This window comes from Akkermansia massiliensis, from assembly GCF_023516715.1.
Lineage (GTDB): Bacteria > Verrucomicrobiota > Verrucomicrobiia > Verrucomicrobiales > Akkermansiaceae > Akkermansia > Akkermansia massiliensis.
Window position 1 is genome coordinate 1770821 of sequence record NZ_JAMGSI010000001.1, and the last position, 22187, is coordinate 1793007.

Consider the following 22187-nt stretch of genomic DNA (forward strand, 5'->3'; position numbering starts at 1 on the left):
GCGCCGGGAAGCCTGGGCAAATACGCCGCCTGTCCTCCCCCGCCTCAGATGCATGACGTGCCGCCTTCCCATCCCCCACAGGATTCTACCGGAAGGAAATCCCGGAAACCGCCTCCACTGGTCTTTTCTGAAACAGTCTTTTTTATCCTGTTTTCCCAACTGTTCCTCCCTTAATTTTTCCCCCATGTTTAAACTCAAAAACCATGCCTTCTGTCTTCTGACCGCATTTGGGGGGATGCTCCTCACTCCGGCCTGGGGAGAGCCCGTAGCTCCGTGGCTCAGAGCCTACATTAACGGGGAGGAAGTGGTCGGAACCACGCTGGAGAGCCGCTACAGCACTCCTGAGGACGAACCCGCCAGCCCTGTCATCCAATGGGAAAAAGCGGATTCCCGGACCGGAAAGCCCGTGCTGGTGCAGCAGGGCAAGGACGCGGAATCCTACACCCTGACGGACAAGGACGCCGGAAAATATTTCCGGATCATCGTGGGCGGCGGCACGAAGGATGCGATTGCCAGCCCGTGGATAGGCCCGGTCATTACGGAAAAGCAGGCGGAAAGCATCAACAATCGTTTTGACCCCGGCAAAAGCTATCAGGAAAACGTGGACGCACTCCAGAAGGAGCTGTCTGAAAAGCTCAAGGACGCCGTTTATTTCACCGTGGACACGGACAAACTCCACGGTGCCCCCTACGCGATGGCGGCCAACGAACGGATAGCCCTGCCGGAAGACATCAGGCCCTTCCGGGAAAACGGGAAAATCTATGTAAACCACCCCTTTGTGCAGGCCGTTTTCAAGAAGGAGCTGCCGGACGAAATCATGGAGGAAGCGGGCGGCCAGAAGGCCTACGAAATAGGGAACGTGGCCAGGGCGCTGAAACTCAACCTCTGGCTGGGAGACAAGGAAAAGGCTCCCCTCCCGAACTTCCGCATGCAGCCCATGGCGGAAGGACTGGTGGTTCTTTCCCCTGAAAAAAACGTCTTTTCCCCGGTCGCGGACCGCGACCTGATCAATGAAGCCGTCAACAGGCTCTTCGACTTCAAGGCCAGTGACGAACAGTTAAAATGGTTCCGGGACGCCAAATTCGGCCTCTTTGTCCACTGGAACCCCTCTTCCCTGCTGGAACGGGAAATCAGCTGGGAACGCAATGCGACGCGCCCCAAGGACAGCGCAAGCGGCCATAAAAACATCATGGACTTTGAATATGACTCCGCCCACCGCCGCTTCAATCCCAAACAATACGATCCCCGGAAGTGGATGTCCGTCGCCAAAAAAAGCGGCATGAAATATGCCGTGCTGACCACCAAGCACCACGACAGCTTCTCCAACTTCCCCTCCGACTACGACACCTTCACCATCGCCAATACCCCCTACGGCAAGGATATCGTGGGGCAATTCGCGGCGGCGGTCCATGCGGCAGGGCTCAGGCTGGGCTTCTACTATTCCGGGCGGGACTGGTACAACCCCTACTACCTGACCGACCAGCACTACCGCTACCTGGAATACTACTTCGGCCAGATCAGTGAACTGCTCACCCGCTACGGGCAGGTGGACGTGCTGTGGTTCGACAGCCTGGGCAACAGCTCCCTCAACCAGTGGGATCCCCGCACCATGATGCGCCGCATCAAGCAGTACCAGCCGGACATTCTGGTCAACAACCGCATGAACGGCACCCGCGGAGGCAACAAAGGTCCGCTGCCCGACGACCTGAAAGGAGATTTTCTGACGCCGGAATGCAAGCTGGGGCCGTTCAACGACAAAACGCCCTGGGAAAGCTGCATGACCGTGGCGGACATCCCCGGCACCCGCTGGACGGGCAACTGGTCCTACACCTCCAAGGCGAAGGCCAAGCCCGTGGAAACCTCCATCAAATTCCTGATCAACAACACCGTCAAGGACGGCAACCTGCTTTACAACATCGGACCCACGCCGCTGGGCACGTTCGACCCGAAACAGGCTGAAACCTTCCTGGCCATGGGCAAGTGGATCGCCCCCTACCGGGAAGCCATTTACAACACCCGCGGAGGTCCCTACAAGGACCAGCCCTGGGGCGGCAGCTGCTACAAGACGGACCGGCGCGGCAAAAAAACCGTCTACCTGCATGTCAGCCCGCTGATTGCTCAACAAGGAAAAGAGCTGAAAGGCTCCGAACCTCTCTTCATCAAGGACATCGGCGAGAAATTCACAAAAGCGACCGTCATCGTGAACGGCAGTGGAAACGGAAAAGCCGCCAAGCTTGAAAAGGAAGGAGCCCAATACAAAATCACGCTGCCCGCAGGCGTGGCCTGGGACAGCCTGGACACCGTCATCAAGCTTCAATAACGCCCTTTTTCTCCCACGGAGAGAGCATACAGCCAGCCGGCCCGGCATCATGCCGGGGCCGGTTTTTTTATTCCGCAAAACAGGCATGCATGCTCCACAGGATTCCTTTCTCTTCCATAACCGGGCTTGGCGGAAAGAGCGGCGCGGCGCGATGCTCCCTTCTCCGCAGCCGCGTGTAAAAGAGGAACAGACGCCTTCAAGGCAGGCTGCACCCGGCGGGAACTGACGGGCACCCTCTCAACGGAAGCCGCTTAAGCGAGCAGCTCATGGCGAAAAAAAGAAAAGCCCCGCAGCGGCATGAACCGCTGCGGGGCCGTTTTCCAAAATCAGGGAATCAAGGAAAGGGAGCTTTTACTTACTTGCTCTGGGCCTTCTTGGCTGCTTCAATCTGAGCTTTGATCTGGTCCTTGTTGGCAAGAATGCCGGCCTTGATGCGGGGAGCACGCTGCCCGGCTTCCGTACCCGGCATCAATTCGGCCACCTTGTCCAGAATCAGCACGGCTCCGTCTACGTCACCAGTGGAATTCAGGTAGGTCCCGAACTCCATCATCAGCAAATCCTGCTGGGTTTCCGGCAGAAGCTTGTCACGGTCGGGATAAGCCTTGACCACCTGGAGGGCTTCCGCAGGCGTGGTCTTGTCCGTCAGCTTGCCGGCAAGATAATCCTGGACGTCCTTCTGTTCCTTCTTAAGCTGGTCGGCGTGCGCGTCAGCGGCTTTCAAGCCGGACTTGTCATCCTTGTCCAGCTTCTTGATTTCCGCCTTCACGTCGCCGTAAAAATTGTCCACATACTCCTGGGGCGCCAGCTTGAGCACTTCCATCAGGGCGGCAACCTTCGCTTCATCCGTGGTGGCCTTGGCTACATTTGCCTCAGCGGCGTTCAGGGCTTCCTTGTTCTTCAAGGCGTCCTGCATGGCCTTCATCACGTCATCCTTGGAACGGCCGCCCACAAATCCCCCGAAGGGCTTGCCGGAAGCGTCCGCAAACACGATCGTCGGGAACCCCTGCACGCCGTACTGCTGGGCAAGCTTGTCATTGGCGGCTTTCATTTCCTTGGACTGTTCCTTGCCGCGCGGATAATCCAGCTCCACGAGCACGAAATTCTTCTGGGCGTCCTTCTGGAAATCAGGCTTGCTGAACACGTTGGCGCGGAGCTGCATGCAGGGCGGGCACCAGTCGGAACCGGTGAACTCGATCATGAGGTCCTTCTTCTGTTCGGCGGCCTGCTTCTTGGCGGCATCCATATCGGTAATCCATCCTTCCGCGGCAAAACAGGGAGCGACGCAGGCGGCAACAACTATTGGCAGAATTTGTCTAATCATATCTACAGTTCAATATTGAAGAGTCCGACATCCAGCGTCAATCTCTTGTTCAATCATTTTTGGAAAATTTCCAAAAGGCCGCGCCTTCCGCAAGGAAAACGCCGTCCGGCAGCCGACGGGAACAGCCATTTGGACCGTGGGAAGGCAGTGTCATTATTGCACCAAATCCGGGGTTGCCTTTCAAACTGTTTTCACTTATGTACTGGGCATATCATGAACACGGTTTTAATCATTGGAGCAGGCGGCGTCGGACATGTGGTAGCCAACAAATGCGCCCAACTGCCGGACATCTTTCAAAACATTCATCTGGCCTCCCGCACGAAAAGCAAATGTGACGCCATTGCGGACGATGTACGCGCCAGAACGGGCGTCAATATCACCACCCACGCCGTGAACGCGGACGACGTGCCCGCCACCGTGGCCCTCATCCGGGAAGTCAAGCCGCAGCTGCTGATCAACGTGGCCCTTCCCTACCAGGATTTGAACCTGATGGACGCCTGCCTGGAAACCGGCGTTAACTACCTGGACACCGCCAACTATGAACCCCGGGACGTAGCCAAATTCGAATACTCCTGGCAATGGGCGTACCAGGACAAATTCCGCAAGGCCGGACTCTTTGCCCTGCTGGGCTCCGGCTTTGACCCCGGCGTCACCAACGTCTTCACGGCATGGGCGCTCAAGCACCACTTTGACGAAATCCATACGCTGGACATCATTGACGTCAACGGCGGCAATCACGGCAAGGCCTTCGCCACCAACTTCAACCCGGAAATCAACATCCGGGAAGTGACTGCCCCCTGCCGCCACTGGGAAGACGGCGCCTTCCGAGAAACCGCCCCCATGAGCATGCACCGGAGCTTCACCTGCCCGCAGGAAGTGGGCACCTATGAAATCTACCGCATGTACCATGAAGAAATGGAAAGCCTGGTCAAGCACATCCCCACCATCCGCCGGGCCCAATTCTGGATGTCCTTCTCCCCGAACTACCTCAAGCACCTGGAAGTGCTCCAGAACGTGGGCATGACCCGGATTGACCCGGTCATGTACAATGGAGTGGAAATCATTCCGCTTCAATTCCTCAAGGCTGTGCTGCCGGACCCGGGGGACCTGGGCAAGACCACGAAAGGAAAAACCTGCATCGGCAACGTCATCACCGGAACCAAGGACGGCCAATTCAAGGCCGTGTACATCTACAACATCTGCGACCATGAAAAATGCTTTGAAGAAGTTGGATCCCAGGCCATCTCCTACACCACGGGGGTTCCGGCCATGATCGGCGCGGAAATGATCCTTACGGGCAAATGGTCCGGCGCTGGCGTCTTCAACATGGAGCAGAACGATCCGGACCCCTTCATGGACGAACTCAACAAGCGCGGCCTTCCCTGGCACTGCGTGGAACTCACGGATGAACAGGCCAAAGCCCTGCAAGTCCATTGACAGCAACCTCCGGCCGAAGCCGTCCGCTCCATCAAAAGCCGGGCATTGACTTCTCAAATGCCTGGCTTTTACTCTCTCAAATCTTCACGATGCCCATAATCATTGGCAGTTCCCGGGCGATGCCTTAGCAGGAACGAATCCATGAAAGCATATCTTATCCTGTTGCTGGCGATTGTTCTGGAAACAATCGCCACCTCTTTCCTGAAGCAGAGCGAACAATTTACCAGGCTCCTGCCCACCATCATAACCGTAGCCGGATATGCAGGCTCCTTCTACTGCCTCAGCCTGGTGCTGAAAAACATCCCTGTGGGCATTGCGTATGCCATCTGGTCGGGAATGGGCATTGTGCTGATCTCCGCCATCGGGTGGGTGGCATTCAAGCAGCACCTGGACTTGGCAGCGATTTCAGGTCTGGCGCTCATCATTGCCGGAGTATTGGTAATCAATATCTTTTCCAACTCCGTTTCCCACTGATGGGAAAAAACGGAAAAGCATTCCCTGCAAGGGGATGACGGCCCTCCCCTCCGGGCAGCGGCAACCGGAATAGAAAAACGCCTCTTCACTGAAAAGAGGGTAAAACCTTCCGGAGGCCCGGCAAGCCGGTCTTCACAATGGCTCATTCCTCCGCCAATAAAATCCGTCAAAGGACCTGTTTCTCCGGTGAAAAGAGTATCCCTCTCATGGTTCTAACTGCTGTGGAGCTTTTCCGGCCAGCCCCGAACTGCCACCTTTAAAAGGAAAAAGAGAAGCACCCGTCCGGCCTTCTTCCGGCGCATGCATAATTTTCTGGCCTGGAAAGCAGGCGGGCGGTAAAAACGGGGTGCCATGAAATATCTTGCGCTATTTCTCATCTTTCTGTTTCAAGCGGTGCACGCGGAGGAACCCGCTCCGTGGAGAATCGCCATCATCGGCGACACGCATGACTCCCCCAAACGCATGGAAGGAAGCGAAGGGGTAGCCGTCAATTTCATCAAAACCCTCTATGGGGAAATCCTGAAGCACCAGGTGGACATGGTCGTCCAGGTGGGGGACATGGCGGACATTGAAGGAAGCGCCCCCGTCAACGGACTCGCCAAGCGCAAGGAACTCAACAAGATGCTGGAGGAAAAAGGCATCCCCTTCTACGCCGTGCGCGGCAACCATGAATCGCTGCCCTTCCGCGCGGAACAATTCAGGGAACTCTTCCTGCCTACCCGGAAACAGGGCGCCAAAGGGCTGGCCACCAGAAAACTGAACTACGGCATCCGCCATAAAAACGCCTCCCTGTACTTCATGGACATTGACCTGACCCCGGACCAGCTCGTAGACTTCAGCGCGTGGGTCAAACGCAACAGGAGCAAGGCCAACACCGTTCCGCGCCATTGCCTAATTTTCACCCACCGCACCCTGCAAACTCCCATGCAATTCCGGGAATGCCTGTGGGGCCGCTACAACGACAGCGCGGCGGAACAGCAGAACATCTTTTACCGCAACCTCCGGGACGCCGGCGTGCGGTTCGTCATCACCGGGCACCTGCATGCCCACGACCTGTACATGATTACATCCCCGGACGGGAAAAACACCCTCACCTCCCTCATCTGCGCCCCCGCGGGCAACAAGGTGCTGCCCATCCCCTTCCTTCTGCCCGCAAAATCCCGCGTAAAAACCCTGCAATACCGCTCCGGCATCACGGCCTACTACATCCTGAACATCTACCCGGACTCCATGACTCTGGACACCTATGCCGCCCCCAACAACGGCATCACGGACCAAGGCCCGCAAGGCAGCGAATTCAAAAAACTGCACTCTTACGCGATTCCGATGAATTGAAAAACTTCCTACCCATATTTTTCTTTCCATCCCGGAACAAACTGGAGTCCGCCACGCTTTCCGGGCAAGCCTGAAGACTCTCCTGTCCACGCAAAGAAATAGAAGCCTTCCTCTTTTCCGGATAGTTCATGTTCCTGCGTATTATTCCAAACGCCCGGAACCGTGAGGCTCCAACTTTCTATCGTGCTGGTGTCCGCGGCCTCCCTTATATAAAAATTCCGTTCCGCCCTCACGCCCGGCAGCACGGTCATCAATCAGGCCTCCGATTTCCTAATCAGCGTATCCGGCCTTTTTAAAATACTTGACCTCTTCTCCGGCCTGGCCCGGATAAAAGTGAACCAGCATCTCCACAAACGCAGCCTCCAACCTCTTTTCCAATTCGTACTTGCAACTGTCGTTTCTTTTTTAATTGCTCATCAACTTATTATTGCAGTAGAGAGCCCAAGGCTCCTGTTCCCGGTTCAATTCCGGATCATACCGCTCCCGGAATGTTTCTAACACAGTCGCTCCATATCCCGGTCAAATCACTTCTTTTCACACGGCATCGAGTGACAATTCCAGATATATCCAAGGCTAAACCGTTCATCCGCCTCACCACTCTGGTCTTCAATTCATAATCCATGCTGCCACACAGCAGCCAAATTTGGTAATCGTCACGATATCGTACCACTGTGGTCCTCAAATTTCCCGCCTGTAAAATTCCGCAAAACAAAAATGGCATCGCGCTTTCACGATCTCGTGGCCATCAAGGCTTTCCGAGTCCTCTCCCTCCTCCCATCATGGATGCACACCAGGAACACACCCAGTCCCACGCTTGGGAAATGGGAATGTTCCAAGTCGACGGCAAAAATCCCCCCCGTGACATTATCCTACAATTGATTCGTTGCAAATACTTCTATGACTTCATTCGCACCATTCTTGGAATAACCTGAGTCGAAATCCGTACCGGAAGGCTCCTCCCTTTTGTCCCTCTCAATAATTTTGACATAGCGGAAGCTCCTATAACGGTGGTCGCACCTTCCGGAAACCTCTTTGTCACCGTTCCTCCATCCTTATATTCTGCCCTGATCTCTTAGGAAACCACTATGATCTTTGCCTATTCACTACTCATTAGCAAAACTCATAGTTTTCTTTTCAAAAATAACTATAATTTATTTCTTCTTTCCAGTCTGTTGCCGGAGCGCCTGTTCATATCTGCGTCCTCGATCACCCTTGTATAGGAATTTAGTGCTTGCATCCCTCCCTACAGTTCGATTGATCAATTCGTCCATCGCCTTTCCTTCATATCCTGCCAGTTTAAGATATTTTTCCACCTCATTTTTATCGCCCGGAAAACATTTCAATAAAATTTTCATTAATGCCGGCTCAAGTGAATTTTTGAGATAATGGGCAGCTGAATAATTTCTAACTTCATTGGAAGCTATTTTATTATAATAATATATACGCTTTTTTTCAATATCACCAGAACCCCAAACTCCATCTCCCCTATGCTTCTCTGCATACTCCTTTAACCGTTTCTGTACTATTTTTTCGTATTCTCCAGCCATCTTTGCATGTTTCTCAGGCAGCTTCTCATTATAATCATCACGCACAGTTTTAGTCATTGCAGCAACATACAAAGATAATAATTCTACCAGTTCTTTTCTTTTCAGGTCATGCTGAGAAACAATTTCCGGCAGGTTCCAGCACATTCTTACCCCTTCAGTAGCTAAATTGTCTCTTTCTCTGTAATCCAAACCTTCATGGTTGATAGAATCTGTACTTTCATCATAATCTACCTGAAAAGCAGGAGCTTTGGCGACATAATAACATATCCATAAAAATTTATTGAGATCCCCTTCTTTCAATTCCTCCCAATTCATTTCCTCAATAAATTCCTGAGACTTATGGACCTTCTGATAAAATTCCTTCAATTTTCCATCTCTCAGCAACTGCGCCCATCCCTGGACCAATTCCGGTTCCTCCTTGAAAATAGGGATAACATCCGGAGCTTTAATTATTATCGTTTGCGCTGCATTAACATTCATGACAGACGCGAGGATAAAAACACCTATGATTCTTAAATAATTTTTCATTCTGTTATTTTTTCTCTTCAGGACCGAAAAAATATCTCAAATTCAATGTATTCCTTGTGACAAAACAGCCAAATTTGTTTATAGAAGAATTTAAATAAGAATGACCATTGGCAAGAGCCAATTTTTCAAATACAAAATATTGATTTTCTTCTACGATTACTGCACCGTCCTTATTTTTACTGTCCAATCCTCCTCCTCCATAATGAACTCTCCATTGACATGCCCAATGCCACTTTTGAGGCAACTTATGCAGAGGAGGAACTCCATTAATCTCTATTACAAAACGGACATCCACACTTGATGTAGCTCTATCCCAAAATTTATTGCCGGGCAAAACATCTATTCTCGCATCACAGCCTGTTGCAGGCGTATGCCTTGGATCTATGCTTTCACTTATACTTCCTTGATCCTTGAAAGAGCCCAAGTCCCTTTCAATCACATCTATTTCAACAAAGCTCACCTTCAATGGCTGCACTCTTAATTCTAATAACATGGAAGCTCCCATCGTCAACTCATCCTGAAAAGAGGCAGGAACTCCTCCTTGGGCATGCTTGCTCCACATTTTTTCAGGAAAGAGAACCTCTATCTCCAACTTTTTTGTCCTTTTCCCATTTAATTCTGCCTGAACCACAACCTTACCGTCTTTCTTTTTCCCTTTTTCATCTAATGAATCTTTCAGAAATTCTTTTTTTGCTTCTACATTCAAGGTTGACCTTCCATCAGTATTTTTTGGCCATTCTTTCAAATACTCTTGGCCACTTAGAAGGTGCCACTTAATATTTTTTACGTTCTGGGCATTTTGCCCCTCGACAAGCTTGCCTGATAATATCAACTTGAATCTTTCTCCAATTCCGACCTCTTTTCTTTCATAAGCCTTTTCTTCATCCCGGTGAATATTCAGGACGAATTCCGCAGAAGGCTGTTCTGTTTTTGTTATAATCTTCAACAAAGAATCATTCCAGCATTCCTCCTCATCTTCTGCATGAAGAGGAACATTGATACAGAGCACGCACAGCAGAAATATCATCCCATATTCCCACAATTTTTGAATTGCTGATGAACCAAGAAAATATTTCATATTCTTTATTATTATTTAATTTTCTAATTTTTCAATAAAAATTTTCCTAACTCCATAATACACAGCCGCGCCCCGGTTGACGTAGTCTTCCGGGTTTTGCGACAGGTCCACCCAGAAGATGAAGGAGCACCACGGGGAGGGTGGAACGAGGGGAGGAACCACAATTTCCCGAAAGCCGGCCTTTTTCTGTTCCAGAATCAGGCGGACGCGCTTTTCATGCTGCTGGAACAGAAGCAGGTGATCGTGAAGGGTGGAAAGAACGCATATTCCGGACAGCGCCAGAAAAACAGCCACAGTCATCCGCGGACGGGGCTCCGCGGCGGGAATGCCGTACCACACACGGAGAAGAGCCAAAACGCCAATGCCGAACAGCAGGGTGGCGGAGAACATGGCATGGTCCGCCGGAACGACGGCGGCGGCAAAGGAAAGAGCCATGGCATACGCCGTCAGAATGTATGCTGCCGCTGTTCCGATGAAAATTTTCCATGGCCGTAAGGCATTCCGGTTCCTGCGGAAGCTTCTCCACAGCATCCAGGCAGCCACCGCACCCAGCAGCAGGGGAAGGGCCAGGTATTCATGCATCCGGAGCAGGAGCGCGGGGACCGCTTCCCATCTGTCCCAAACGCCGGAGAGGGGTTCCGCGCAGCCGGGAGTGGCGGAGTGCATCCGCGCAGAGAGGCCGGGCGCAAGCAACATGCACAGAGAACCCGCTACCTGCGCCGCAACGCCCGCATAAAACCACAAGGGAAGTTTTTCCTTCCGGACCAGGCGGACGAAGACAAACAAGGCTCCCAGCAGAAGCCAGGTTCCCGGAATGTTGTTTTCATTAGTCATGCCTGCCAACAATCCCAGTGCCACTACGCCAGCCCACTGGCCGAAACCCTTTTTAGCAGGCTTTCCTTTTTCCCCGTTTTCCCGATTTTCCAGCAATTCCCGGTACAGGCACAGGAAACCGAGCCAGAGGGCGGCTCCCCAGGAATAGTTGGTAGCGCCGGAGAGCCAGTAAATCGTGACGCCGGGCCGGGCCGTACAGGTGAAGAGCAGGAGAAGCGCCAATCCGAAGAGCCGCACGTCCGGCCAGGAACGGGGGTCCACCCTGCGCCCGGAGGCCAGATAGAACATCATCAGCGCGAGGCAGACCTGTACAAAGGGGTTGAGCAGAATGAAGAGCCATTTGCCCGCTGTCGCCACAGCAAAGGCCAGGTATTCCCCGATTCTGGGGTTCCAGCTCATGTAGGAGGCCACGCAGCGTTCCCAGACCAGGCTGAGGGAGAAACGGTGTTCCATGCCCGTCAAGGCGTGATGGTACGTGTCTGAGGTGAAGGGGCTCCACCAGCTAAGCAACGCCACATACAGCAGGGCGGCTGCAACCAGCGCCCAAAACCATACCATGGACGTACGGGGAGACGGCATCAGCTCGGGTCCGGTTTCTTCTTCCGCAGCGCCGGGGGCAGGTCCAGGTCTTCCCCGTCCAGAATGAGGGGGCGTACATGGGCAAAGAGTCCGTGTCCCGCGCGCTCTTCCTCTCCTTCTTCCGGGGGAGTTCCTTCTTCCAGTTCCTTGATGTCGGGAACCGGGTCCAATTCCTGTTCCGCATCCGCTCCGAGTTCCTGCGCTGCAGGCGCGGGTTCCGGGAACGTTTCCTCCACGTCCGGCACGGAGGGAACAGGCCTTACAGGCACCAGTTCCTCTTCCAGTTCATGGTCATCCCTTCTGACGGAGGGAATGGAAACGGGAGGTTCCGGCTCCGGACGCCGTTCCGGTTCGGAAACCACGGCGGGAGCCACAGGCTGAATGATGGTTTTCCCATCCCCGATGAAGGGTTCTTCCTCCGGCACAAGAACTGTCTGGAGCTCCGGTTCCCTACGGAAAACGGGAGCAGGAGAAATTTCCGGTTCATTCACGGGCACAACGCCCAGCACGGTCAGGGACAGGCGGTCTTCCGGCTGTTCCGCCACGGAAGCGCCGATATGGAGGCGCACGCCGCTCCCCAGGATTTCCGCCACTCCGCCAGCCAGCGCTTCCAGGCGTTTCAGGGTCAGGGAATTGCCGCCGCGCACCAGCACCAGAACGTCGTCCACTTCCCCCAGCCGTTTTTCCAGGAAAAGGGGAGAGTGCCGGACCTGGTCCAGCATGTCCGCCGTGGAAACGTCCGCGGACGCTTCCCCTACGCCGAAGGAGCAAATTCCCTTCCCTGTTCCGGCCACGCGGAGCAGGTCATCCAGCCCCACGCGGAGCAGGCTTCCGGAAGAGTTGAGAAGGGAGGGCACGATGAGCACGGCGCGGGCAATGAGAGCATTGACCACGGAAAAGGCTTCCAACACTCCCTTGTCGGGATCAATCAGGCTTTCCATGGCGTCATTGTCAAACCGCAGCACCATGTCGGAATACAGGGCCAGCCGTGACAGCGCCTCGTCCGCCTGGGCGGCGCGGCGGTCCCCTTCAAACCGGAAGGGGCGGATGACGACGCTGACGACGTAGGAGCCCTGCTCCTTGGCCAGCCGCGCCACCTCCGGCGCCACGCCGGAGCCTGTTCCGCCTCCCAGCCCGGCGGCGAGGACGGTCAGCGCACTGCCTTCCAGGGCCCGGAGGATGGAGGATTCACTTTCACAGGCGGCCTGTGCCCCCACGGAGGCATCCCCTCCGGAGCCGAGCCCCCGGGTAAGCCTGGCCCCCAGATGGACCTTGCACGGAACGGCGGAGGCGTTCAGCAAACGGGCATCCAGATTCATGGCGCACACGGAAGCCGCCTGCGGAGCCAGCAGCAGAACCTCCTCCATCACCTTGGCGCCTGCGGCTCCAATGCCGCACAGGCAGATTTTTCCGGATAGCCCGGACGGGTCCTGGGGAGAAAATTCCAGCATGGTTTTTAATTGGGGTAGAGATTGATCAGGAGTTCTTCCTGCCGAAGAGGCCCAGCACGCGCCCCAGCCAGCTCCGCTGCTGCGGCAGTTCGGCATCCAGAATCTGGGCATACCGTATCAGCCCGATGGCCGTACAGTAACGCGGGTCATCCAGATAGGAAGGCGCTCCGTTTTTGACCAGCGTGGGACGGCTGATCGCCACGCCGAACACGTGGGAGGCCAGTTCCCCCACGCCGCGCATCAGGCTGGCGCCCCCGCACAGGTAGACGCCGTGGCAGCGGTTGCCCTTGAAGGTGTCCTTGGGCAGGGAGGATTTGACCAGATTGAAGATTTCCAGCAGGCGGGAACGGATGATTTCATTCAGAACATTGCGTTCGATGGCGGCATCCTTCATATTCCCTTCTCCGCGCACGCGCACCATTTCATTGGTCTTTCCGGAAAAGCTGTTGGCGTCCCCCTCCGTCTTTTTGAGCAGTTCCGCCTGCGCCAGCGGTATGCCGGTCATCAGCGTGATGTCATTGGAAATATGGTCGCCGCCCAGGGGCACGCAGCCGGAGGCCACCAGCTGGCCGTCCAGGTAAAGGACGTAGTCCGTGGTGCCCGCCCCCATGTCAATGAGGAGGGCGCCCGCCTGCTTGACCTGCCTGTTGAGCACGAACTGGGCCGTGGCGATGGGGGCGAAGACCACATCCGCAATGTCCAGGGGCACTTCCCGCACGCAGCGGAAGGAGTTGGTGATGCGGGATTTGATGCCGTGGATGATGTGGCAGTCTATGTCCAGCGTCCTGCCGGTCAGCCCGGCGGGGTTGGTCAGGTTTTCCTGCCCGTCCACGGAGAAGAGGCCTGGCACGCGGTGCAGGACGAATTGTTCCGGCCCCAGCGCAATGTCACGGGCGATTTCCGTCACCTCATCCATGTGTTCCTGGGAGATGATGCTTTCATCCGGAGGCAGGCGGAAAGTGCCGCGGTTGTTCTGCCCCACGATGTGGGCCCCGGTCACGGACAGGTAGACGGTCATGATGTCCACGTCCGCATGGTCCTGGGCCATGTTCCAGGCATCATAAATGCACTGGATAACCTTGGAGGTGTCTTCAATCTCGCCGCGGACCACGCCCTCGCTAGGAACTTCACCCACGCCGATGATCGTCACGGTCGCGTCAGGCTTTACTTCGCCCACGACCATGCAAGTCTTGCTTGTCCCTATCTCAAGCCCTACGTGAATTTTTGTCTTAGCCATGAAAGTCAAGGAACTATCAACGTCCTAGCACCTGATAGCACATTACTTTCCATTGTTCAAGAAAGCCTGCGCGAACATACGCAAAAAACGCGGTTTTCCGTTGCGCAGGCCCGGATCAGAGACCCGTGGGGTGGCGCACCAGGAAGTTCCGGGCATTGCGGCCGTCCACCCTCCAGCGGGGGCCTTCGCCGCGGCGGCCGCTTCCGGTGGTGTCAAACCGGAGGCCGCAGATGACCATGAATACGTGCCCGTTCTTGGCATAGACGGAAATCCAGTCCCCGGCGCCTTTCTGCCCGTAGTTCAGGAACAGCTTGGAATGGCGGGTGGAGGTGAGCAGCCCGGCTTCCTTCAGCACAAAGGAGGTGCTGCCGGAGCAGTCATAGTGGGAGTCATAGTGCTTCCTGTGGCCGCCGCCTAGGCGGTAGGGCTTGTTGACCAGAGAATTGGCGGCCGCAATGGCGCGCTTTACCTGCGGGGGGGCATTCCTGGGGGGAATGGCCTTCCCGTTGTGCAGCACGGCCGTTTTTCCCGGTACAAAGTGGTAGGCGGGGAGCCGTGCCGGAGCTTCGACTTGTTGGGAGGTGGAGGAGCAGGAGGAGAGGAGAAGGCCGGCCAGAAGGGCACCGGCCACGGAGAGAGTTTTGTGGACCGCAAATGTCATAAGAATTATAAACTGCGGAATTCCTGCCCCCTTGGCAAGAAAATAAATTTCCCCCGTCCACATTACATGGTAGACGGGGGAAAGAAATCAACAACATTTAGCCGTTGGAACGGGCGAGAGCGTCCTTCTCCACGGCAGCCCACAGGGAGTCCAGGGAGGCCTGGACCGCCGGCAGGGCTTCCTTCACCGGAGCGCCCGGTTTCCCGTGGCCGAAGAGGTAGTACTTGATCTTGGGTTCCGTTCCGGAGGGGCGCACCGCAAAGCTGCGGCCGTCCGCCATATCCACAAAGATCATTTTTTCCGCCGGAATGGGGTCGCCCTCCGCATCCACCATGTCACCCTTGGAAAAGTCCCGGATGCCGCTGACGGCCACGCCGTCCAGTTCCGTAGGAGGATTGGCGGAATAGGAGGTGGAGAGGGCGGCGATTTTTGCCGCGCCGTCTGCGCCTTCCATGACCAGGGATTTGCCCATTTCCAGGTACACGCCGAATTGTTCAAAGAGTTCATGAAGCAGTTCCAGCAGGCTCTTGCCGACACTTTCCGCATAGGCGGCCAGCTCCGCAAAGATGATGGCGGCGGAGTTGGCGTCCTTGTCGCGCACGAAGTCCTGGGCCAGGTAGCCGTAGCTTTCCTCCCCGCCGAAGACAAAGTAGCGGCTGTATTCCAGGCGCAGGGCGCGCGTCTGTTCCTCGCTCATCTTCCGGTAGCCTTCCCGCTTTTCCGCAGGAATGGCTTCTTCATATTTGCCGAGCTTCTGGGCGATGTACTTGAAGCCCGTGAGCACGTTGACCACTTCATAGCCGAAGTGGTGGCCGATGGCGTCCTGAAGGCCCGTCGTCACAAAGGTTTTCACCATCACGGCGCGGGAACGGTTGGAGTCATTGATGATGCCCAGGTCAGACATGCTCATGCAGCGGTACCACGCCAGCAGGGAGCCGATCTGGTTGCCGGTCAGCAGGTGCATTTTCCCATCTTCCCCGCGAACGGCCACACCCATGCGGTCCGCGTCCGGGTCCGTGGCGATGACGATGTCCGCGCCGGAAGCGTCCGCCTGCTCAATGGCCAGGGCCAGGGCCGGCGGGTTTTCCGGGTTGGGGGAGGCCACCGTCGGGAAGCGGCCGTCCTGCACGTCCTGCGCCGCCACGGTCTGCACGTTGCAGCCCAGTTCCTTCAGCAGGGGAACGATGATATGGCCGCCCGTGCCGTGGAGGTTGGAGTAAACGATTTTGGCGCCGCCCTTGCTGAAGAGCTCCGGACGGAGCAGCACGGTTTTCAGGCGGTCCATGTAGACACGGTCAAAGGAGGCGTCCAGCACGTGAAGGGTGCCGCGCCGGTCTTCCGGCAGCGGTTCATATTCCTCAGAGGTCAGGGAGTTCACTTCCTCAATCACGGCCTTGTCATGCGGAGGCACCAGTTGGGCTCCGTCGTTGAAATAGGCCTTGAAGCCGTTGTCGTGGGAGGGGTTGTGGCTGGCGGTCAGCACCACGCCGGAATCCGCATTGAGTTCACGGATGGCGAAGGAAACTTCAGGGGTGGCCCGGGGGCTGTCGAACAGGTAAATGTCACAGCCTAGGTCCGTGCCGATTTTCGCGCAGAATTCGGCGAAGTCACGGGAGAAGTGGCGCGTGTCATGGCCGATGACCAGCCGGGGCTTCCTGCCCGGGTCCGTGGCCTCCACATGCTTTTTCACGTAAATGATCAGGCCGCGCATCGCTCGCCCCACATTGAAGTAGTTCATGCAGGCGGTTCCCACGCAGGGATATTCCGGGCGGCCGTTCACGCCGCCGTTCCCCTGCTCCGCCCGGGTCACGATGCTGCCGATGGTGCGGCCGCGCAGCCCCCCCGTACCGAAGGCCAGGGTCTTGTAAAAACGGTCATTCAATTCCTGCCACTCCCCGGCGGCGGCCAGTTCCTCTACGGCCTCACACGCTATGGGGGATTTGGTTCCGGCCAGCAGAAGGCGGATATTGGTCAGGGAAGACTCCAAAAGCTCCCCCTCTTTAACGGCATTCGTCAGGGATTCATCCAGTGTATTCATGCTGGCGGAATAGTACATCATGGCCCTTGTTTGACAATAGCTCTTTCCACCATGGCCTGAGAAAAACCGCCATGTGCGCCACGGCACGGGCGCGGGAAAAGCCTTCCGTCCCCGTCCCCCCTTTCACCTAGAGGGACTGGCGGTCATACAATTCCCGGTACAGCGGGCAGGAGGCATAAAGTTCCGCATGAGTGCCGTCCCCGATGATGCGGCCGCCCTCAAACACCAGAATGCGCGTCGCCACGCGGATGGAGCTGAAGCGGTGGGCTACGATGAGAGCCGTCCTTCCCTCCACCAGGCGGTCCAGCTCCTGCTGGATCTGGGCCTCGCTTTCCGCGTCCAGGGAGGCGGTGGCTTCATCCAGAATCAGGACGGGGGCGTCTTTCAGGAAGGCGCGGGCAATCGCCACGCGCTGGCGCTGGCCGCCGGACAGGCCGCTGCCGCCGTCGCCAAGCATGGTCTGGTAGCCGTCCGGCATCCCCATGATGAAGCCGTCCGCGGCGGCGGCGCGCGCCGCGGCCATCACTTCCTCATCCGTGGCGTCCTGCCGCCCCAGCCGGATGTTTTCCATGATGGTGCCGTGGAAGAGCACGGGATGCTGGGAAACGAAGGCAATGTTCTTGCGCACATCGTGCAGGGAGGCGTCTCTCACATCCACGCCGTCCATGCGCAGGGTGCCGGAACTGACGTCGTAAAATCTGGGCAGAAGGCTGGCAAACGTGGTTTTCCCGGCGCCGCTGGGGCCTACCAGGCCCACCACTTCCCCGGGGCTGATATGAACGTCAATGCCGTCCAGCACCTTGCGGGCGCCGTCGTAGGAGAAGGAAACGCCGTCATAGTCCAGACGCCCGGAGGCTCGCCCCAGGGGAACGGGATTGGCGGCTTCCGGCATGGTGTCCGGCTCCTTCAGCAGGTAGTTGATGCGTTCCAGGGAGGCATGCGCGCTTTTCAGGTTGGTCAGCGTCACGCCCAGGCGCTTGAGGGGGTCGTAACACATGAAGAGGGCAGCGGCCAGGGCCGTGAAGTCAGCCTTGGTGATTCCCATTTCATGGCCCCTCACCAGCAGAATGCCCAGGCCCAGCGCCGTCACCATTTCCAGCACCGGCACCAGGAAGTGCCTGTACTTCACCGTTCTCAGATTGATCTTGAAGAAGCGTTGGATCAGCCCCAGGAAAAGCCCCACCTGCTGTTCCTGCATGCCGTAGGAACGGATTTCACGCTGGGCCGCCAGGTTTTCCTGGGCGGCGGCCGTGATATTGCCCAGCTCGTCCTGCGCCTGCTTGGCCTTCTTCATCACGCGGCGGCCAAAGAAGCGGATGGGCCATATCGCCAGCACAACCAGCCCCAGATTCATCAGCACCACCGCCGTGTTCGGGTCAACAAAGACCTTGTACACCAGGAAGGCGAGTGCGGTCAGCAGGGTAAGGGGCTGTTTGATGATGTCATTGGCCGCTATTACCAGGCCTCCCTGCACGTTGGCCGCGTCATTGATGAGGCGGCTGATCAGGTCCCCCCGTTTCTGGCGGTCAATGAAGGAGAGGGGCAGCGTTTGCAGTTTGGAAAAGGCGTCCAGCCTGATTTCCTCCAGCACCTTCATGCTGACGATGCTGATCCAGTACACATTGAAGAACGTGCCTATGCCCCGGATGGCAAAAACCAGCGGCAGCAGGGAACATACGGCCACGAGCACAGCGGTGTGCATGTGCTCCGGGGCCACCAGATGGGCGATGATGTTCTGAAGCTCCGGGGGAATCTGCGTATTGTCAAACACCACCGGAAACACCTTGGCAATCATCAGCGGGAAGCCGAAACCGCTGGCGGCGGCGGCCAGCGCCCCGGCGGCCAGCGCGGCGATGAACAGCTTCATCACCGGCTTCAAATACCGCGCGTACTCAAAAAACTGTCTTAACATGAAGCGCCTCCTTCCTCTTCCGCAACCATCTGCTGCTTGTTGTAAAGTTCCCTGTACAGGGGGGAGGAGGCCATCAGCTCCTCATGCGTGCCATCCGCAATGACGCTCCCTTTTTCCAGAACCAGAATTCGGTCCGCCATCCGGATGGTGCTGAACCGGTGGGCAATGATGAAGGCCGTGCGTCCGGAAGCCAGCTTTTCAATCTCCTTCTGGATGAGTTCCTCGCTCTTCATGTCCAGGGAAGCCGTGGCTTCATCCAGCACCAGGATAGGCGCGTTTTTCAGAAAGGCCCTCGCCAGGGAAACGCGCTGCCGCTGGCCGCCGGAAAGCCCTTCCCCCATTTCTCCGATCATGCGGGAATAGCCTTCCCCCGTCTCATTGATGAAGCTGTCCACGGCGGACATGCGCCCGGCTTCCTCCACCTCCGCGTCGGAAGCGTCCGGACGGCCGATGCGGATATTGTCCGCCACGGATCCGCGGAACAGCACGGGATACTGGGAAACCAGCGCGATATGGGAAAGCAGGTCCTTCTTGGCCATCTCCCGCACGTCGATGCCGTCCACCTTCACGCTGCCGGAAAGTACGTCGTAAAAACGGCACAGCAAATTGATGAAGGTCGTTTTCCCGGCGCCGCTGGGGCCTACCAGGGCCACCACCTGGCCAGCCGGGATGCGGATGTCAATGTTCTTCATGACGGGAGCATCCTGCTGGTAGCCGAAGCACACATTGCTGAACTCCACTTCCCCCTTCCAGGCTTCCGGACTCTTCGGGTTTTCCGGTTCCGGAACGTCGTCCGGAGCGTCCAGCACATGGTTGATGCGCTCCAGCCCGGCATTCAGGGTTTCCGCCTTGTTGTGGACCGCCCCTAGCTTCTTGACCGGTTCATAGCAAAGGTACATGGCCGTAGCCAGCGCGGCGAAGTCCCCCATGTTCATGCCGTTCATGTTGCCGACAAAGAGAGTGGCCGCCATGGCGATGGCGCTGACGAATTCAATCAAAGGCGTCAGCAGGCTCTGCCACCTGACCGCACTGATGGAAGCCTGGATGTAACGGTGAATCCTGTTCCTGAACAGACTTGTCTGCTGCTCTTCCAGTTCAAAGGCCCGGATGTCCCGCTGGGAGGAAAAGTTTTCCTGAAGCGTGGAGGAAAGATCCCCCTGGCTGGACTGCACCACGCGAGCGCGGGCGAGCATTTTCTTGCCGATGTAGCGGATGGGAATCACGCAGACGCCCACCAGGAGCATGTTCGCCAGCAAAATAAGGAACTGCTGGCTGACGGAGGCCCTGTAAATCAGGAATCCCAGCGCGGCCAGGAGGGTCAGGGGCTGGATAATCAGGTCATTGGCAATCTGCACCAGGCCGCCCTGCAGGAACTGCGTGTCCTGCATCAGGCGGCTCAGCAGGTCTCCCTTCTGCTGGCGGTCATGAAAGGCCAGGGATAAATCCTGGTATTTACGGTACACCTTGAGCCGCAGCGTTTCCAGCACGCCCAGCCCTATTTTGGAAAGCAGGTAGACATTGACGAAGGAGGAGAGGCCGCGCACCACCACTACCATCGGGAGCATGGCCGCCGTGGCCCACACCGTCACCCAGGGCAGGTTTTCCGGACTCACGTACCAGAGGAGCACGCGCTCCGCCCACGGGGGCAGCGGCTTCCCGTCAAAGATCACGGGGAACATTTCCTGCAAAATCACCGGTATGCCGAAGCCGCTGGAAACAGCGGCCACCATGCCGCCGATCACAGCCCACACCAGCGTGCCCTTATAGGGGAGAAGATATTCGCGCCATAATGCTACGGCGCGCTGGATGGAGGATTCCTGCCCCTCTGTTGACTGTTTCCTCATAAGTAATTCCGGATTGATGCGCCCGGGAACGGACGGCGCGCAATCGGTGCAGATCATACCATGAAGATCGCGGATGACAAGCTCCTTGCGATAAAAACTCCTCAGGAAACGCCCGGAGGGAAAGCCGCCGGGCATCCCGGCTTGCCCGCCTCCCCGGAATGGTCTACCCTGCCGGCGCATGCTGAAGACAGGATTAATCCAGCCGGAGACCATCCCCGGCCATTTCCCCAGGAACCTCAGAACCATCGTGGAACTGTACCGTTCCTGCGTGGACGGCGGGGCGGAGCTCGTTCTTTGTCCGCCGCTGGCCCTCAGTGGCGCGCACACCGGGGAACTGGCCCTGCGCAGCGGCTTCCGGTCCCAGCACAGGGCGGCCCAGGCCTACCTGGCGCGGGAAATAGCGGACGTCCCCCTGCTGCTGGCAGCAGCGGACGCGGACGGCAGCCGCTTCCACATGCTCCGGAACGGCCTTTCCTTTCCACGGCAAGCCGTTATTTCCCCAGCCGCACACGGAACGGAGGCCGTTCCCGTTTTCGGCATCTGCCGGACGGCGGATGAAGCGGGTTTTTCCATCATTTCATGGCCGGAATCTTCCCCGGCATCTTCTTCCGTACCCTGCCTCTTGCTCCGCACCCATTCCGGCGCGTGGCATGAAGGACTGCTGGAGCAGGATGAGGAGGAAGCCTGCCGGCTGGCGCGGGAAACAAGGCTGCCGGTCCTCACTGCCCGCCTGGCCGGGGGAGAAGGCCCGTTTCTGTTACCCGGCGCGTCTTCCGCATGGTCCGCCCACGGGATTCTCCTCAAACGGCTGCGTCTTTTTGAACGGGATTCCGCCGTCATTTCTCCGGAAAATTCCACGGAGGCGTCTTCTCCGCTTCCCGCTCCGGAAGAACAGCTCCGGCACGCCCTCCGGAAAGGCACGGCGGACTTCATCCTGAAAAGCGGGCATGGCGCCGCCTGCCTGAACCTGCTGGAAAGCTCCGCATCCCTCCTGCTGGCTCAACTGTTAAAAGAGGAACTGCCTTCCCTGCCCTTGACGGGCTTCATCCCCCGCCTCCCCGGCATTCCGGAACAGGACACTGCCCGGGCGCAAGCCTGTGCGGACAAGCTGGGCATTCAGGCCCGGATGCTGCCTCTCCCCGCAGATGCGGCGGCCGGAGGACCGGATGACCTGTTCACGGCCGCATGGCTCATGCGCCAATGGACCCAGGAGGAAGGTGCCCTGCTGCTGTCCGCCCTGACCGGAACGGACATCATGACCGCTCCCCGCCTCCTTCCGCCGGCCCTGGCCGCTGACTTCATGCCGCTGGGGGATTTATATGAAACGGAACTGGCGGACCTGTTCCCCGGCTTCCTTTCTCCTGCGCCGGATGCGGCCATGCGCGACAGCCTCCTCATCCGTCTGCACCGCGCGCATGAATCCGCCACGCCGCTGGCAGGCCTCTTCCCGGAATCGGAGCTTGAAATCCGCCGCTGGCAGCGCCGGGCCCGCGCCTCCGAATGGATGCGCCGGAAACTGCCGCCGCGCCTCACACTGCGATCCATTCCCGGTGCACCGGAAACGCCTTACGTCCACCGGCTGACGGATTGA

15 protein-coding genes are annotated in these 22187 nt (G+C 57.2%); 5 read left to right on the plus strand and 10 right to left on the minus strand.

Annotated features, from left to right (window positions below; translation table 11 throughout):
• Window positions 1–184 precede the first annotated feature (184 nt).
• Window positions 185–2320 (plus strand): alpha-L-fucosidase, encoded by a 2136-nt coding sequence (locus M8N44_RS07590; protein WP_180975280.1) that lies wholly within the window; start codon window positions 185–187, stop codon window positions 2318–2320.
• Between the two features lie 355 nt (window positions 2321–2675).
• Here M8N44_RS07590 and M8N44_RS07595 read toward each other — a convergent pair whose 3' ends face one another.
• Window positions 2676–3641: a thioredoxin family protein gene (locus M8N44_RS07595; protein WP_102721055.1), complete on the minus strand. Its 966-nt coding sequence runs from the start codon at window positions 3639–3641 to the stop codon at window positions 2676–2678.
• 213 nt (window positions 3642–3854) lie between these two features.
• Here M8N44_RS07595 and M8N44_RS07600 point away from each other — a divergent pair, with 213 nt between their 5' ends.
• The 3 genes from M8N44_RS07600 to M8N44_RS07610 all read left to right on the plus strand — a co-directional run bounded on the left by M8N44_RS07600 (window position 3855) and on the right by M8N44_RS07610 (window position 6887).
• The gene (locus M8N44_RS07600) at window positions 3855–5078 is read left to right on the plus strand and encodes a saccharopine dehydrogenase family protein (RefSeq protein WP_102729147.1); all 1224 of its coding nucleotides are present in this window, start codon (window positions 3855–3857) and stop codon (window positions 5076–5078) included.
• A 141-nt stretch (window positions 5079–5219) separates the two neighbouring features.
• Complete coding sequence (locus M8N44_RS07605; RefSeq protein WP_022397508.1) at window positions 5220–5552, plus strand: DMT family transporter; 333 nt, start codon at window positions 5220–5222, stop codon at window positions 5550–5552.
• 351 nt (window positions 5553–5903) lie between these two features.
• Window positions 5904–6887 carry a metallophosphoesterase family protein gene (locus tag M8N44_RS07610; RefSeq protein ID WP_102726832.1) on the plus strand — a complete coding sequence of 328 codons (984 nt, stop codon included), beginning with the start codon at window positions 5904–5906 and terminating at the stop codon, window positions 6885–6887.
• Window positions 6888–8038: 1151 nt separating this feature from the next.
• On the opposite strand, the gene M8N44_RS07615 is transcribed toward M8N44_RS07610, so the two are convergent.
• The 9 genes from M8N44_RS07615 to M8N44_RS07655 all read right to left on the minus strand — a co-directional run bounded on the left by M8N44_RS07615 (window position 8039) and on the right by M8N44_RS07655 (window position 20596).
• Complete coding sequence (locus M8N44_RS07615) at window positions 8039–8962, minus strand: hypothetical protein (RefSeq protein ID WP_102726834.1); 924 nt, start codon at window positions 8960–8962, stop codon at window positions 8039–8041.
• Window positions 8963–8966: 4 nt separating this feature from the next.
• Complete coding sequence (locus M8N44_RS07620; RefSeq protein WP_102726835.1) at window positions 8967–10040, minus strand: hypothetical protein; 1074 nt, start codon at window positions 10038–10040, stop codon at window positions 8967–8969.
• 15 nt (window positions 10041–10055) lie between these two features.
• Window positions 10056–11453 (minus strand): DUF6056 family protein, encoded by a 1398-nt coding sequence (locus M8N44_RS07625; RefSeq protein ID WP_102729149.1) that lies wholly within the window; start codon window positions 11451–11453, stop codon window positions 10056–10058.
• Complete coding sequence (locus M8N44_RS07630) at window positions 11453–12904, minus strand: cell division protein FtsZ (RefSeq protein ID WP_180975281.1); 1452 nt, start codon at window positions 12902–12904, stop codon at window positions 11453–11455. Before M8N44_RS07630 ends, M8N44_RS07625 begins: the two co-directional genes overlap by 1 nt.
• Before the next feature lie 25 nt (window positions 12905–12929).
• Entirely contained in the window at window positions 12930–14141 is a 1212-nt protein-coding gene (gene ftsA / locus M8N44_RS07635) for a cell division protein FtsA (protein ID WP_102713795.1), read from the minus strand.
• A 115-nt stretch (window positions 14142–14256) separates the two neighbouring features.
• Complete coding sequence (locus tag M8N44_RS07640) at window positions 14257–14802, minus strand: hypothetical protein (RefSeq protein ID WP_102721311.1); 546 nt, start codon at window positions 14800–14802, stop codon at window positions 14257–14259.
• A 97-nt stretch (window positions 14803–14899) separates the two neighbouring features.
• The gene (locus M8N44_RS07645) at window positions 14900–16840 is read right to left on the minus strand and encodes a phospho-sugar mutase (RefSeq protein ID WP_249853075.1); all 1941 of its coding nucleotides are present in this window, start codon (window positions 16838–16840) and stop codon (window positions 14900–14902) included.
• Between the two features lie 127 nt (window positions 16841–16967).
• Window positions 16968–18752: an ABC transporter ATP-binding protein gene (locus M8N44_RS07650; RefSeq protein WP_022397519.1), complete on the minus strand. Its 1785-nt coding sequence runs from the start codon at window positions 18750–18752 to the stop codon at window positions 16968–16970.
• On the minus strand, window positions 18746–20596 hold the full coding sequence (locus tag M8N44_RS07655) for an ABC transporter ATP-binding protein (protein WP_180971517.1): 1851 nt from the start codon (window positions 20594–20596) through the stop codon (window positions 18746–18748). Before M8N44_RS07655 ends, M8N44_RS07650 begins: the two co-directional genes overlap by 7 nt.
• A 178-nt stretch (window positions 20597–20774) precedes the next feature.
• On the opposite strand from M8N44_RS07655, the gene M8N44_RS07660 reads away from it, so the two are divergent.
• The gene (locus M8N44_RS07660; RefSeq protein ID WP_102726840.1) at window positions 20775–22187 is read left to right on the plus strand and encodes a hypothetical protein; all 1413 of its coding nucleotides are present in this window, start codon (window positions 20775–20777) and stop codon (window positions 22185–22187) included.

Bases quoted from the DNA above. Each gene is read 5' to 3' on its own strand.
- M8N44_RS07590 (WP_180975280.1), top strand. From the start codon at position 185: ATGTTTAAACTCAAAAACCATGCCTTCTGTCTTCTGACCGCATTTGGG.
- M8N44_RS07595 (WP_102721055.1), bottom strand. From the start codon at position 3,641: ATGATTAGACAAATTCTGCCAATAGTTGTTGCCGCCTGCGTCGCTCCC.
- M8N44_RS07600 (WP_102729147.1), top strand. From the start codon at position 3,855: ATGAACACGGTTTTAATCATTGGAGCAGGCGGCGTCGGACATGTGGTA.
- M8N44_RS07605 (WP_022397508.1), top strand. From the start codon at position 5,220: ATGAAAGCATATCTTATCCTGTTGCTGGCGATTGTTCTGGAAACAATC.
- M8N44_RS07610 (WP_102726832.1), top strand. From the start codon at position 5,904: ATGAAATATCTTGCGCTATTTCTCATCTTTCTGTTTCAAGCGGTGCAC.
- M8N44_RS07615 (WP_102726834.1), bottom strand. From the start codon at position 8,962: ATGAAAAATTATTTAAGAATCATAGGTGTTTTTATCCTCGCGTCTGTC.
- M8N44_RS07620 (WP_102726835.1), bottom strand. From the start codon at position 10,040: ATGAAATATTTTCTTGGTTCATCAGCAATTCAAAAATTGTGGGAATAT.
- M8N44_RS07625 (WP_102729149.1), bottom strand. From the start codon at position 11,453: ATGCCGTCTCCCCGTACGTCCATGGTATGGTTTTGGGCGCTGGTTGCA.
- M8N44_RS07630 (WP_180975281.1), bottom strand. From the start codon at position 12,904: ATGCTGGAATTTTCTCCCCAGGACCCGTCCGGGCTATCCGGAAAAATC.
- ftsA (WP_102713795.1), bottom strand. From the start codon at position 14,141: ATGGCTAAGACAAAAATTCACGTAGGGCTTGAGATAGGGACAAGCAAG.
- M8N44_RS07640 (WP_102721311.1), bottom strand. From the start codon at position 14,802: ATGACATTTGCGGTCCACAAAACTCTCTCCGTGGCCGGTGCCCTTCTG.
- M8N44_RS07645 (WP_249853075.1), bottom strand. From the start codon at position 16,840: ATGAATACACTGGATGAATCCCTGACGAATGCCGTTAAAGAGGGGGAG.
- M8N44_RS07650 (WP_022397519.1), bottom strand. From the start codon at position 18,752: ATGTTAAGACAGTTTTTTGAGTACGCGCGGTATTTGAAGCCGGTGATG.
- M8N44_RS07655 (WP_180971517.1), bottom strand. From the start codon at position 20,596: ATGAGGAAACAGTCAACAGAGGGGCAGGAATCCTCCATCCAGCGCGCC.
- M8N44_RS07660 (WP_102726840.1), top strand. From the start codon at position 20,775: ATGCTGAAGACAGGATTAATCCAGCCGGAGACCATCCCCGGCCATTTC.